This window comes from Allocoprobacillus halotolerans, from assembly GCF_024399475.1.
GTDB lineage: Bacteria > Bacillota_I > Bacilli_A > Erysipelotrichales > Coprobacillaceae > Allocoprobacillus > Allocoprobacillus halotolerans.
The window spans coordinates 1102277-1116496 of the sequence record NZ_CP101620.1; the positions used below are offsets into that span (position 1 = coordinate 1102277).

General features: G+C 27.3%; 14 protein-coding genes and 1 pseudogene. 13 read left to right on the forward strand and 2 right to left on the reverse strand.

The window, feature by feature from the left end:
* From NMU03_RS06535 to gyrA, 10 genes and pseudogenes are all read left to right on the forward strand, one after another.
* Positions 1–897: a sensor histidine kinase gene (locus NMU03_RS06535; protein WP_290141840.1), complete on the forward strand. Its 897-nt coding sequence runs from the start codon at positions 1–3 to the stop codon at positions 895–897.
* An 86-nt stretch (positions 898–983) separates the two neighbouring features.
* Positions 984–1667 (forward strand): ABC transporter ATP-binding protein, encoded by a 684-nt coding sequence (locus NMU03_RS06540; protein WP_290141841.1) that lies wholly within the window; start codon positions 984–986, stop codon positions 1665–1667.
* Positions 1664–2389 (forward strand): ABC transporter permease, encoded by a 726-nt coding sequence (locus NMU03_RS06545; RefSeq protein WP_290141842.1) that lies wholly within the window; start codon positions 1664–1666, stop codon positions 2387–2389. The genes NMU03_RS06540 and NMU03_RS06545 overlap by 4 nt, the downstream gene beginning before the upstream one ends.
* An 11-nt stretch (positions 2390–2400) precedes the next feature.
* Positions 2401–3765, forward strand: a complete 1365-nt coding sequence (locus tag NMU03_RS06550; RefSeq protein ID WP_290141843.1) for an ABC transporter permease — start codon at positions 2401–2403, stop codon at positions 3763–3765.
* Positions 3762–4046 (forward strand): FtsX-like permease family protein, encoded by a 285-nt coding sequence (locus NMU03_RS06555; RefSeq protein WP_290141844.1) that lies wholly within the window; start codon positions 3762–3764, stop codon positions 4044–4046. Before NMU03_RS06550 ends, NMU03_RS06555 begins: the two co-directional genes overlap by 4 nt.
* 271 nt (positions 4047–4317) lie before the next feature.
* Complete coding sequence (locus NMU03_RS06560; RefSeq protein ID WP_290141845.1) at positions 4318–4533, forward strand: RNA-binding S4 domain-containing protein; 216 nt, start codon at positions 4318–4320, stop codon at positions 4531–4533.
* Positions 4523–4807 carry an AAA family ATPase gene (locus NMU03_RS06565; protein WP_290141846.1) on the forward strand — a complete coding sequence of 95 codons (285 nt, stop codon included), beginning with the start codon at positions 4523–4525 and terminating at the stop codon, positions 4805–4807. Before NMU03_RS06560 ends, NMU03_RS06565 begins: the two co-directional genes overlap by 11 nt.
* Entirely contained in the window at positions 4804–5631 is an 828-nt protein-coding gene (recF, locus tag NMU03_RS06570; protein WP_290141847.1) for a DNA replication/repair protein RecF, read from the forward strand. Before NMU03_RS06565 ends, recF begins: the two co-directional genes overlap by 4 nt.
* A pseudogene (gene gyrB, locus NMU03_RS06575) lies at positions 5618–7539 on the forward strand (DNA topoisomerase (ATP-hydrolyzing) subunit B). The gene recF and the pseudogene gyrB overlap by 14 nt, the downstream one beginning before the upstream one ends.
* A gap of 15 nt (positions 7540–7554) precedes the next feature.
* On the forward strand, positions 7555–10014 hold the full coding sequence (gene gyrA / locus NMU03_RS06580; protein WP_290141848.1) for a DNA gyrase subunit A: 2460 nt from the start codon (positions 7555–7557) through the stop codon (positions 10012–10014).
* A 38-nt stretch (positions 10015–10052) separates the two neighbouring features.
* On the opposite strand, the gene NMU03_RS06585 is transcribed toward gyrA, so the two are convergent.
* Positions 10053–10394 carry a DUF6054 family protein gene (locus NMU03_RS06585; protein ID WP_290141849.1) on the reverse strand — a complete coding sequence of 114 codons (342 nt, stop codon included), beginning with the start codon at positions 10392–10394 and terminating at the stop codon, positions 10053–10055.
* A gap of 149 nt (positions 10395–10543) precedes the next feature.
* On the opposite strand from NMU03_RS06585, the gene NMU03_RS06590 reads away from it, so the two are divergent.
* Positions 10544–10762: a helix-turn-helix domain-containing protein gene (locus tag NMU03_RS06590; RefSeq protein WP_290141850.1), complete on the forward strand. Its 219-nt coding sequence runs from the start codon at positions 10544–10546 to the stop codon at positions 10760–10762.
* A complete protein-coding gene (locus tag NMU03_RS06595; RefSeq protein ID WP_290141851.1) occupies positions 10759–11763 on the forward strand; it encodes a tetratricopeptide repeat protein in 1005 nt (334 codons plus the stop codon). The genes NMU03_RS06590 and NMU03_RS06595 overlap by 4 nt, the downstream gene beginning before the upstream one ends.
* Positions 11764–11844: 81 nt before the next feature.
* Here the strand turns inward: NMU03_RS06595 and NMU03_RS06600 are convergent, their stop codons facing one another.
* On the reverse strand, positions 11845–13125 hold the full coding sequence (locus NMU03_RS06600) for a helix-turn-helix domain-containing protein (protein ID WP_290141852.1): 1281 nt from the start codon (positions 13123–13125) through the stop codon (positions 11845–11847).
* Positions 13126–13292: 167 nt separating this feature from the next.
* Here NMU03_RS06600 and NMU03_RS06605 point away from each other — a divergent pair, with 167 nt between their 5' ends.
* Positions 13293–14195, forward strand: a complete 903-nt coding sequence (locus NMU03_RS06605) for an ABC transporter ATP-binding protein (RefSeq protein ID WP_290141853.1) — start codon at positions 13293–13295, stop codon at positions 14193–14195.
* Positions 14196–14220: the final 25 nt, after the last annotated feature.

The following is a 14220-nucleotide window of genomic DNA, read 5'->3' on the forward strand; positions in this document are numbered from 1 at the left end:
ATGATTATTGTTATAGTGATATTATGTTTGATTATAGGTTTCTTATGTTTTTATATTTATAATCAAAGTCAAAAATTAAAACACATTTCTCAACAGATTAATCATATTTTATTTCATCAAAATGACTTTTATATTCAAAAGTATAAAGAGGGTATTTTGTCTATTTTAGAGACTGATATATGTAAATTGGTTAATAAAATTTATGAACAAAATCATTTATTAGAAACAGAAAAGAAGATTTTAAAAGATTATCTTGAAGATATATCTCATCAAATGAAAACACCGTTAACTTCTTTAAATTTAATTCATGAAAGATTAATGAAGGCAGAAGGTTTAGAAAAAAGACAGTTATTGAAAGATGAAAAGAAATTATTGGATAAAATAGAATGGTTAGTTATGAGTTTATTAAAGATGGCTCAATTAGATGCACAAACAGTTACTTTTCATCAAGAATCCATTCAACAACAAGATTTTTTAAATCAATTATTAAAACCTTTTGAAATACAATTAGATATGAAAAATATTAATGTTAAAACTAATATTCATGAATCACAATATTTAACTTGTGATGTGTTATGGAGTCTAGAGGCTATATCGAATATTTTAAAAAATTGTATCGAACATGTTGATCAAGATGGGATTATTTCAATAGAAATGAATCAAAATCCTTTATATGATGAAATTATAATTCAAGATAATGGTCCAGGTATTGAGCAGGAAGATATTGTTCATTTATTTGAAAGATTTTATAAAGGGAAAAATTCTAAAAGTGATAGTGTTGGTATTGGATTGGCTTTAAGTTTAATGATTGTTGAAAAACAAAATGGAACTATTCAAGTTGAAAATACTTATCCTGGCACACGTTTCATAATTCATTTTTATAAAGAAAATGTATAAATATATTAATTATGACAAATCTGTCACTTTATTGTCATGGGTTTGTCATTTTTATTTGTTAAAATGAGGATAAGGAGGGATGGTATATGACTATTCTTGAAGTGAAAGACTTATCTAAGATTTATGGAAGTGGTAAAAATAAAGTTGTTGCTTTAGACAATGTTTCCTTTTCTGTTGAAAAGGGTGAGTTCATTGCCATTGTTGGTTCTTCTGGCTCAGGTAAAAGTACATTGCTTCATTTGATTGGTGGTGTTGACAAGCCAACAAGTGGTGAAGTCATTGTCAATGGTCAAAATGTCTATCAAAAGGATGAAAATGAACTAGCCATCTTCAGACGTAGAGAAGTTGGATTGATTTATCAGTTCTATAATCTGATTCCAATATTGACAGTAAAGGAAAACATCACATTACCGGTACTATTGGATAATCAAAAGGTGAATCAGGATAGATTGGATGAACTACTCAATATACTTGATCTAAAATCAAGAGAGAATCATCTGCCAAGAGAACTGTCAGGAGGACAACAACAGCGTGTATCGATAGGGAGAGCATTAATGAATGCACCATCATTGGTTCTGGCAGATGAACCAACAGGAAACCTAGATTCAAAGAACAGTAAGGAAATCATAGACTTATTGAAATTAACCCAGAAAAGATATAAACAGACACTTATCATGATAACACATGATGAGCGTATCGCAATGCAGGCAGACAGAATCATCGTGATAGAAGATGGAAAAATCAAAAAAGATGAGGTTCTAAGAAAATGAAAATCATGAATACATTGACTTTAAGGTATTTGAAAGCGAACAAGAAAAGAAGTCTGCTGACGTTACTATGCATCATGGTATCAGTGATCATGATGAGCTGTGTAGGTATAGCTTTTTCATCAGGGAAAGATTATTATAAAAATTATTTAGAACAAACAGAGGGAGATTATCATTATGATATATATGGAGTAAATGATAATGTTATTAATATCATTAAAAATGATCCAGATATAGATGAATATTATATGTCTTCAATGTTAAATTATGATTATGATGATTTTTCTATATCTGTATTAGCAGGTGATTCTGTTTATTTTCAAAAATTGGGAATACAAGATTATATTCTTGAAGGAAGATTACCTGATGATTCTCATGAAATTATATTAAGTCAATCTTTTTTAGAAGAAAATCATATAAATAAAAAAATAGGTGATAATATTCAATTTAATGATGAAAAAACATATGAAATTGTTGGAATTATGTCTTTTTATCAAATTAAAAATCATTTCAAGGATACTTGTCAAGGAATCACTTATGTTGATATGAATGAAAGTCCTACTGTATATATCAGAGATAAGAATGTTTCTACACATATCTTTGAACATACTGAACAATTAAAAGATAAGCTAAAAGAAAAAGGATATGCTATAGGTATTGAATATCATACAGGTTATCTTGCAATTCAAGATATTTTTGAAAAAATTCATCATCATCTTTTTTAGATATTTATAAAATGATTGGTATTTTAATGTTGGTGATTGTCATTACATCCATTATGATTATCTATCAAGCATTTCATTTATCTACAACGGATCGTATTCAATATTTAGGCATGTTGTCAAGTGTTGGTGCAACTCCAAAACAAAAGAAACGCTCAGTTTATTTTGAAGGATTGATATTGTCAATAATAGCTATTCCTTTAGGAATTATGATAAGTTATATAGGTTTAACGATTACTTTTCAATTTGTTAATGAAATAGATATTATTAAACAAACAGGTATTATTATTTATCCTCAAATATCTATTGTTTATTTAATGATTGTTATGATATTAAGTTTTATAACTGTTATGATAGCTCTCTATATTCCAGCTAGAAAAATATCAAAAATTTCAGTTATGGATGCATTAAGAAAAAGTGATGAAATTAAAGTTAAAAAATCAAAACTTAAAGTTAATATCTTGATGCGAAAATATGGTTCTATTTCAGGACAAATGGCATTAAAAAATTATAAAAGACAAGGTAAACGTTCTAAAGTTATTGTGCTGTCGCTTGTTATATCTATGTGTTTGTTTATTACAGTTTTTAGTTTTAGTCAAATGTTTGTAGGAAAAATAAAGGAAGAGAGTCATTTGAGAAATTATGATGTTATTGCTTATGCATCATTAAATGATATTCAAGATTTGAATAAAACATTAAAAACAAAAGGTGTAGATGATTATTATATCGTTGCATATAATTATGTTAGTGTAGATATGAATACAGATTATCTTCAGTATGAAAATCCAGATTCAAATATAGGTTTATATGCTTTAGATGATTTACATTTTCGACAACTTTGTCAAGATAATGATATTCAACCAAGTGATAATCAGGCATTGATTTATGATAGATCAATCACGATTGTTACTGATGATGCTCAAGAAATAAAATATGATAAACCATATCTAAAAATGGATAAAGATTTTATAAAGAAAATTGAATATGAAATATATGATGGAAATAATAATACTTATAAATCTTTAGAGTTATTTGATTCTATTGAACTTATTCATACAAAAGATAAATATTATCTAACAAATCAACATACGATTTCTGTTATTGTTTCATTAGATTATATTCAAAGAAATCAAATAGAAAATGGTGGTATTGATTATTATATTCAAACAGATCAACATAGTGAAATATGTGAAACATTAGAATCAATGGGAATAAATACATTAGATGTCACAGCGAATACACAAATGACTATACAAATTACTCAAATCGCTCAATTCTTTGTTTATGGTTTTGTCACCATTATAGTATTATTGACTTTATTAAATATTTTAAATATGATGAGTGCAAGTATTGAAAAAAGAAAAAAGAGTTTGCAATGATGATGAGTGTTGGTATTAGTCAAAAAGATATGTCAAAAATATTATTTTATGAATCATTCGTTTATGGTATGAAAGTCTTAATATATAGTATACCTTTATGTTTAGGTATAGAGTATGTCTTATATTCTGTTTCAGAATTATCGAATGAATTCCATCCATCATGGCTTGCTTATATGATTTCATTTATTGTAATATGTATAGTTATGATGTTGACATTCCATTTAGGATTCCGTCATTTTAGAAAACAAAATATTATAGAAACGTTAAAAGATGATATTTAAAGGATATGTGAAAGCATATCTTTTTTTATTGATGAAATATGAGTCAAGCGATTAGATAAGGAAAGATTGCTATTTTTTGACAAACAAACTTTTTAAACAAAAAATAGATAACATATCTTTTTTAGCTTAAATTTAGCATTTAAGACGTTTTTATATAAAAATGAGTTTTAAGTCTTTTTTTATAAATAGCGAATATAACCCATAAAAACTACCATTTTTGATGTTTTTGTGGTATAATGGTTCAGGTTATGAAAGTATGGGTGATAAAAGTATGAAAGCAATCAAGATTTATAGTGACTATATTACTTTAGGTCAATTACTCAAATTAGCTGATGCTGGGAGTAGTGGTGCTGAGGCAAAAATAGTCATTGGAGATGGATTAGTGCTTGTCAATGGTGAAGTGGAAACAAGACGTGGCAAAAAGCTCTATCATCAAGATATTGTTTCTTTTAATGGAGAAGATTACCAAATCAACAATGAAGATTAATCGTATTGAATTAAAGAATTTTAGAAATTATGCTCATTGTTCTATTGAATTTGATCCTTTTATTAATATTTTTATCGGTCAAAATGCACAAGGAAAAACCAACTTACTAGAAGCTATTTATATTTTATCAATGTCTAAGAGTTTTAAAACAAAGATTATTGATGAAATGATTTATTTTGATCAGGATTTTGCGAAAATTTATGGACAGATTACAAATAATCATAAGATATTAGATTTAGAAATGATTTTATCAAAGTTAGGAAAAAAGCTTTGATAAATCATAATGAAATTAAAAAGACAAGTGATTATGTTGGCTATTTAAATGTTGTTTTATTTGTGCCAGAAGATTTAATGTTGATAAAGGGAAGTCCTAAATTAAGAAGAAAACTTATTGATATGGAGCTATCTAAAATATCACCTATCTATATGTATGATTTTAATAAATATCAAAGATTATTAAAAGAAAGAAATAAATATTTGAAATTATTAAATGAAAAACATTTAAAAGCTGATGATTATTTAGAAGTTCTTTCAGAACAAATGGCAGCTTTACAAGTTCGATTATTAAAGAAAAGAATAGAATTTGTAGAGTTATTAAATACAATTGCAACAAAAATGTATGATTATATATCTTTACATCAAGAAACTTTAACTATTCAATATAAAACTTATTATAAAGATATGAGTTATGAAAGTATTTTGAAAGATTATCAAAAGAATTATCAAAAAGATATTGTTTTCAAACAAACAACACATGGAATACATAAAGATGATTTAACAATGTGTTTAAATGATCAAGATGCTCTGACTTATGCTTCTCAGGGACAACAAAGATCAATTGTTTTATCTATTAAGATTGCTTTATTAGAATTAATAAAAAAAGAAATAGGGGAATATCCTGTTTTATTGTTAGATGATGTTTTAAGTGAATTAGATGATATAAGGAAAACAAAGTTATTGAATTTGATTGATGGAAAAGTTCAAACTTTTTTAACTTCTACCAATATTGATGGTATTCACCATCAAGTTATTGATAAAGCAAAGAAAATCACTATTGAAAAAGGAAATGTGAAAGGAGAAAGCTATGGAAGAAAATAAAGTTCAACACAGTTATAATGAATCAGATATTCAGGTTTTGGAAGGATTAGAAGCTGTTAGAAAAAGACCAGGTATGTATATTGGTTCAACTTCTTCTAGAGGTTTACATCATTTAGTATGGGAAATTGTTGACAACTCTATTGATGAGGCATTGGCAGGTTTTTGCAGTGAAATTAAAGTAGTATTAGAAGCAGGAGATATTGTCAAAGTTATTGATAATGGACGTGGTATGCCAACAGGTATTCATGCTAAAACAGGGAAAAGTACTGTCGAAACTATTTTTACAGTTTTACATGCTGGTGGTAAATTTGGTGGTGGAGGCTATAAAGTTTCCGGTGGTTTACATGGTGTTGGTGCCAGCGTTGTGAATGCTTTAAGTGAATGGCTGGAAGTCCATGTTCATAGAGATGGTCATATTTATTATCAACGTTTTGAAAAAGGTGGACAGCCTGCAGAAGAATTAAAGATTATTGGTGATTGTGATGATACAGGAACAACAGTCACTTTTAAAGCTGATCCTTTAATCTTTGAAGAAACAACTGTTTATGATTTTGAAACATTGAATCAAAGAATTCGTGAATTAGCTTTCTTAAATAAAGGATTAAAACTTATTTTAGAAGATAAGCGTCAAACACCAACAAAGAAAAATGAATATCATTATGAAGGTGGTATTAAAGAATATGTTGCTTATTTAAATCGTAATAAAACAGCAATTCATGATGAAATCATTTATGTTGAAGATGAAATTGATGATATTAAAGTAGAAGTGGGTATGCAATATAATGATGGATATCAACCCAATATCTATTCTTTCTGTAATAACATTAATACTCATGAAGGTGGAACACATGAAGAAGGTTTCCGTTTATCACTGACAAGAGTGATTAATAATTATGCAAAAAATAATAACTTCTTGAAAAAAGATGAAGAATCTTTAAGTGGTGATGATTGTCGTGAAGGTTTAACAGCGATTATTTCTGTTAAACATCCTGATCCTCAATATGAAGGACAAACCAAAACAAAATTAGGAAATGCCGAAGTGAGAAAAATCGCAAGTAATATTATTTCTAATGCCTTAGATAAATTCTTATTAGAAAATCCTAATACGGCTCAAATTATTATTAATAAAGCAATTGTTGCTAGTCGTGCCAGAATGGCAGCCAAACGTGCTAGAGAAATGACAAGAAGAAAAACAGCTTTAGATAGTATCGCATTACCAGGAAAATTAGCGGATTGTTCATCTAAGGATCCAAGTGAATGTGAAGTCTTTATTGTCGAAGGGGATTCTGCCGGTGGTAGTGCCAAAATGGGTAGAGATCGAAGAACTCAAGCTATTCTTCCATTACGTGGTAAGATTTTAAATGTTGAAAAATCAAGATTGGATAGAATCTTAGGAAATGCTGAAATTCGTTCAATGATTACAGCTTTTGGAACAGGTATTGGAGAAGAATTTGATATTAGTAAATTAAGATATCATAAGATTGTTATTATGACCGATGCCGATGTTGATGGTGGGCATATTCGTATTTTGATGTTAACTTTCTTATATCGTTTCTTAAAACCATTGATTGAAGAAGGTTTTGTTTATGCAGCACAACCACCATTATATTTATTAAAACATGGGAAAGAAGAATTTTATTTATATTCTGATTATGAATTGGAAAAGAAAAAGAAGAACTTGGTGAAAATGCGAAAATATCTATTCAACGTTATAAAGGTTTAGGAGAAATGAATGCTGAACAGTTATGGGATACAACAATGAATCCTGAAAATCGTGTCTTATGGCAAATAGATTTAGATGATGCCATGCAAGCAGATGCGATGTTTGATATGTTGATGGGTGAAAAAGTTGAACCAAGACGTGAATTTATTCAAGAAAATGCACAAATGGCTGAATTAGACTTATAGTAAAGGAGAGAAAAAATGGAAGAACGTGGAATCAAGAAAAGATCATTAACAAAAGAAATGAAACAATCCTTTATCAATTATGCTATGTCAGTTATTGTTCAAAGAGCTTTACCTGATGTTCGTGATGGGTTAAAGCCTGTTCAAAGAAGAATTGTGCATGGAATGAATGAACTAGGATGTTATAGTGATAAACCATATAAGAAATCTGCCCGTATTGTTGGGGAAGTTATGGGGAAATACCATCCTCATGGAGATTCTTCAATTTATGAAGCATTAGTCCGTATGGCTCAAGATTTCAGTTATCGTTATATGCTTGTTGATGGACATGGTAACTTTGGATCTATTGATGGTGATGGAGCTGCCGCACAACGTTATACTGAAGCCAGAATGTCTAAGATTTCTATGGAAATGGTAAGAGATATTAATAAAGATACTGTTAATTTTATTCCTAACTATGATGGTGAAGAATCTGAACCAGAAGTTATGCCATCACGTTTTCCTAACTTATTAGTTAATGGAACAACAGGGATTGCAGTTGGGATGGCAACTAATATTCCACCTCATAATTTAGGTGAAGTCATCGATGCAATTTTAGCAGTTTCTCATAATCCTAATATTAGTATTATGGAATTAATGGAAAATTACATACAAGGTCCTGATTTTCCTACGGGTGCTTATATTTTAGGTAAATCAGCTATCAAAAAAGCCTATGAAACAGGTAATGGCCTGATTGTTATGAGGGCTAAAACAGATATTATTGATATTCATGGTGGAAAGAAAGCTATTGTCGTCACAGAAATTCCATACATGGTCAATAAAGCACGTTTAATTGAAAGAATGGCTGAACATGTAAAAGAAAAACGTATTGAAGGAATTACAGAAATACGTGATGAATCAAACCGTGAAGGAATTCGTATTATGATTGAACTTCGTAAAGATGTTCAACCTGAAGTGATTTTAAATCAGTTATTCAAATTAACAGCTTTACAAACAACATTTGGTGTCAATTCTATTGCTTTGGTTAATAATCAACCTCAAACATTGACACTAAAACAAATGATTACTTATTATCTTGAACATCAAGAAGAAGTCATCAGAAGAAGAACAGCCTATGATTTAAAGAAAGCTGAAGATCGTGCACATATTTTAGATGGTTTAAAAAGAGCATTGGATCAAATTGATGCCATTATTGAATTAATTCGTTCTTCAAGAACAACTGAAATTATTCAACAAAGATTAATGGATGAATTTAATATGTCTGATCGACAAGCAAAAGCTATTAGAGAAATGCAGTTACAAAGATTGGCTGGTTTGGAAAGAGAAAAGATTGAAAATGAATTGAATCAATTATTAGAATTGATTGCTGATTTAAAAGATATTCTTGCTAATAGAGAAAGAATATTAGAAATCATTGAAAAAGAATTATTAGAAATCAAAGCAAGATTTGCTGATAAACGTAGAACAGAAATTATTCAAGGAACATTTGATTTAGAAGATGAAGATTTAATTCCGGTTGATGATGTGATTATTTCACTCACAACAAATGGTTATGTCAAACGTATGCCTGTTGATACTTATAAGACTCAAAACAGAGGTGGTAGAGGTATTAAAGGTATGGGTACAAATGAAGATGATATTGTTGATTCATTAATTCATATGAGTACGCATGATGATTTATTATTCTTTACAAACTTTGGTAAAGTCTATCGTTTAAAAGGTTATAATATTCCTGAATTTGGTCGTACAGCAAAAGGATTACCAGTTGTCAATTTATTAAATCTTGATAAAGATGAAAGTGTAAAATCTATGATTTCTATTCATAAAGATGATATAGATGAAGATAAACAACTTTATTTATTCTTTGTCACATTAAATGGTTTAGTTAAGAAAACATCTATTGAAGAATTTAAGAATATTCGTCAATCAGGTAAGATTGCAATTAACTTAAAAGATGAAGATCAATTAGTTGCGGTCAAATTAACTCAACATAATGAAGAAATACTTGTTGCAGCTTCTAATGGTAAATTAATTCGTTTTAATGAAAATGATGTTCGACCAATGGGTAGAACAGCATCAGGAGTTAAAGGTATTAATGTTGATGGAAGTCATGTTGTAGGAATGACAACAAATGGTGAAGGAAAATATATTATGGCTATTAGTGAAAATGGTTATGGTAAGATGTCACCAATTGAAGATTATCGTGAATCACATCGTGGTGGTAAAGGTGTGAAAACAATTAATACAACAGAAAAAACAGGAGAATTAGTGGCTTTAAGAGCTGTTAATGGTGATGAAGATTTATTGATTATGACAAGTGAAGGTATTATGATTAGACTTCCAATGGAACAAGTGAAACTTGCTGGAAGAAATACACAGGGTGTCAGATTGATAAAAGTTGCTGAAGGTTCTATTGTTTCTAGTGTTGAAGTTGTAGAAAAATCTCAAGAAGAAGATGAAACGAATGAAGAAGAATAGGAAAAATCCTGTTCTTTTTTAATAAAAAATTCAAAGTACTAATAGACTTTGAATTTTTTTGACGCTTCTTTGAATTTATCTAAAAAGGCATCTTCACCAAAAGTATTGATTTTAAAAAATAAGGCTTGACTACCACCAGAACTCATGGCTGTTGCACGAATATGATTGTGATGTTCTACAACATTAACAGTTAAACTTAAACGATTTTTACCTGTATAACTATATCTTTCAAAAACTAAAGTTCCAATATTGATATCATGAATATGATAGTAATCTTCTTCCTCTAAAGAAGCAGAGAAACTTGAACGAATCAACTCATTTTTAAGATATTGACAAAACTGTTGCATCGTTCCTTGAAGTTCACATGTATATTTAGCCATAAAATTTCTCCTTTATTTTAGTATATAATATTTAATTGGTATTGTTGATGTAAATGGTAGTTTAAAGATGTAAAAATTGAGCAAATTTTTTTAATTGATAAATGATTATATAGAGGTATGATAGTATATGGAGGTTGAAAATATTTTTTATGGAACAGTATATTGGTAAAATTGTTAGATTAAATAGGAAACAAGAAAAATTAAAACAAGAGTATATATGTGTAAAAACAGGTATTGCAAGAAGTCAATTAAGTCGTTATGAAAGAAATAAAGAAAAAATTTCCACTGATAATATTAAGAATATATTCCAAGTTATGAATATAGAAGTATATCCTCATGATGAAAATACCTTTGAAAAAGATTTTTGAGTTTTTATGAAGATATTGCTTATGAAAATGATTTTCAAAATTCATATCGAAGAATTTTATCTTATTATCCTCAAATTAGAGCGACAACTTCTTACATAAAATATTTGTTAGCATGTATGATTTATAATATTCATACACAGCTAGTTAATGACATAAAAGAATACTTTTATATGACTGATTATTTTGAATATTTAGAACCCTATCAACAGCAACTTTATTATGATTATTTAGGCATTTTTTTATTTCAAAGGGAAAGATATATAGAATCACTTGAATATTATAATAAAGCAGATTTCTACACAGGTAATCATGTTTCATTATCCATGCTTTATTATCATAAGAGCATTATTTATACTATACTTGGAAAATATAGTGAAGCTAGACTGAGTATTAATGTCGCAATCGAACAGTTTATAGAAACTGTTAATATGAAAAGGATTCTTATGTCTAAATTTCATTATGCTAATATTCAATCGAATAGTGGTCATTTTGATGAAGCTATATTTATTTATAAGAAATGTATACCAGCATTTGATAATATGAATATGTCAAATTATGTAAAGAGTACATATAATAATTTATTGTGGGTATATATACAAGATGAAAAGTATAAAGAAGTGATCATGACTTATTTTCAAAAGATGGATCAAGATACGCATAATCATAAAATATATTTTTATCTATCTTATGCATATTATCAATTAAATGAAAAAGAAAAAGCAATACATTATATTGAATTAGCGAAATATTATATGAATCAAGCAAGTGAATATATGGAAAATATGATTAATTCTTTTTCTATATTTTTATCAAATGCAACATTTGATAAAAAAGAAGCATATTTATTAAAGGTCTATCATATCTGTGAGAAACGACATGAAAATTATTTAATCATCTTTATTATTAAATTTCTTATTCAGTTTTATAAAGAACATCATTGTATTCAACAAACGTATACTTTTCAAAATCAATTGATTAAATATTATGAAGAAATTAGCTAAAAATTGAGCAATTTAAAATAATTGAATTACAAAAATTTTTATGATATTTTCTTGTTAAAGAGAGGTGAGGATAAAGGAATATTAGTCAGCTTTAAAAGGATGTTCTTTTTGTATAATCATATCTTGAATACGGATGATGTTTTGATAATCGTTGATATTTTTATAGTGTTCTAAAAGTTCTTCTAATATAAATATTAACATTTCATTATCATTTTCATTTTCTTGTAAGCTATCATAAAAAGCAGTTAAGTTTTCAACAAAAGATTGATTATCTTGATATATTTTTGCTTGAATGGCTTTTAAGAAATATTGATGATAACTATTTTGTAGATATTTCATATTATGTTCTATTTCTTTTAAACAATCATCTATTTGATTAAGTTTATAAAGAGCGTAAGGAATATAAGTGTATATTTCTACAAAGTGACTATCTATTTTTATTGATAGTGATTTTTTTGTATACTCAATTGTTTTTTCATGATTTCTTAGTTTAATATATGTCCATGCTATATTATCATAAGCCATTTTTTCAATATCATATAATTGATGATTGTGTGCGTGTTTAATCACATATTCATAGCGAGATAGGGCTTGATTATAAGCGCCTGTTCTTGAATAACAATTGGCTTTAAATATTTCTAGTGTAAGTAATCTATGTGTAATATATGATTTTTTAAGACAATTAATAGCTTTTTCACAGTGCATAAATGAATCTATATAGTTATTTAAATATTGTTCATTTATAGATAATAGATAGTATATCATTCCAGTAATATTAGGATTATTAAAACTATTTTCAAGTGAAGAAATAAGAAATGATTTTGATGTTTTAAATTCTTTGCTCTTATAATAATAACTGCCCATTAATAGATAAAATATATTAAGTTCTTTTTTATCAAGTATATGTTTAAATTTATGAATGTGTTCGATTATAGGAAATGCTTGTTGTAAATCATTTTTGACATATAGAAGATAGTGAAGTTTGATGATATAAGAAGTTAAAAATGCATAGGAACAATAGCTATTTTCTTTTAATGTCATATTATAAATATCAGTAATCTTATTTTTTTGACTATATGCATAAGCATCCATTGCTTCTATTAATCTTTGAATCATTGTTTTTCTATATTCTAAAGATGTATTGAATTGAATATCTAAACAATGCATTATCTTATTTAATGCATATTCAGAAGGTTGTTTTTGACCATACTCGATACTTCCTAGATAACTTTTCGTGATTCCCACATCTTTTGCAAGAACACCTAAAGATATATTTTGTTTTTGTCTTTCATGTCGAATAAATGCACCTAATATCAAAGGATGAATATTTTGTTCCATTGTATTGTTTTCAGTAAATAACATATAATACACCTCTACATCAAAATATAAATATATGATATAAAATATTTGTATGTAAAGCAATATCAATAAAATTTGTTTTATCTTATCTTGGTCAGCTTACGAAATTATTTTTCTTTTTTTATTTTTATCATTATAATATATATATTATCAATAAAGGAGTTTGATTTATGAAAGAATTGAAGGAAATAAAACGTATAAGTCAAAAATATCATAAAAAACAATATATATACAGTGGTGTTTTATATATCATTTCACAGATTATCACATCTTTAATTAGTCTTTCAATCCCCACTTTATTACTCTATATTTCTATCTATCAATCTATAAATCAAGATACATTGATGAAGATATTCATTCTTTTTATAGTATTTGCTGTATTTAAAATATTAAAGACTTATAGTAGTAAAACATTGTTTTATGATTTATTGAATTTAAGACTTTCTTTTATTAAAGAAGAAGGTATTCATTGTATGAATATTCCTTATTCCTATTTAGAAAATCCTGAGATATTAGATACAATTCAACAATCACAAACAAGTATTGGAAGTCCTCAAATAGGTATTCAATCTTATATTCAAAATAGTATGAATTTGATTTATATTTCTTTCTTGTTGGTGTTGCTTTCACTTGTTTGTATTTATATCAGTTGGATTTTATTTTTTATTTTAACGATTATTAATCTTTTTTCCTATTATACGCTTATAAAAAGTAAGGATATAGAAGAAAAAAGAGTTCAGGATGAATCTATTTATAATCATAAAAAGAGTTATTTATATCGTGAAGTCATGTCTAATCAGGATTATGCTAAGGAAATAAGAATTTTTAAGATGCAGGATATGTTATTGGATGAATATGAAGATGTTTATCAATCTATGATTGATATAGAAAATCAGGCATTACATAAAAATATAAAATGGTTAAATATAAGAAGTATCAATTCTTTTTTATTGCAGTTCTTTTTTTATAGTTTATTAATGTTTTTAGTGATGGACAATAAAATGTCAATTATTGAATATAGTTTTTATATCAGTATACTTGGTTCTACCTTTACATATATGAAATCTTTTTAGAAACGATTGAACAAATCAAAAAAGA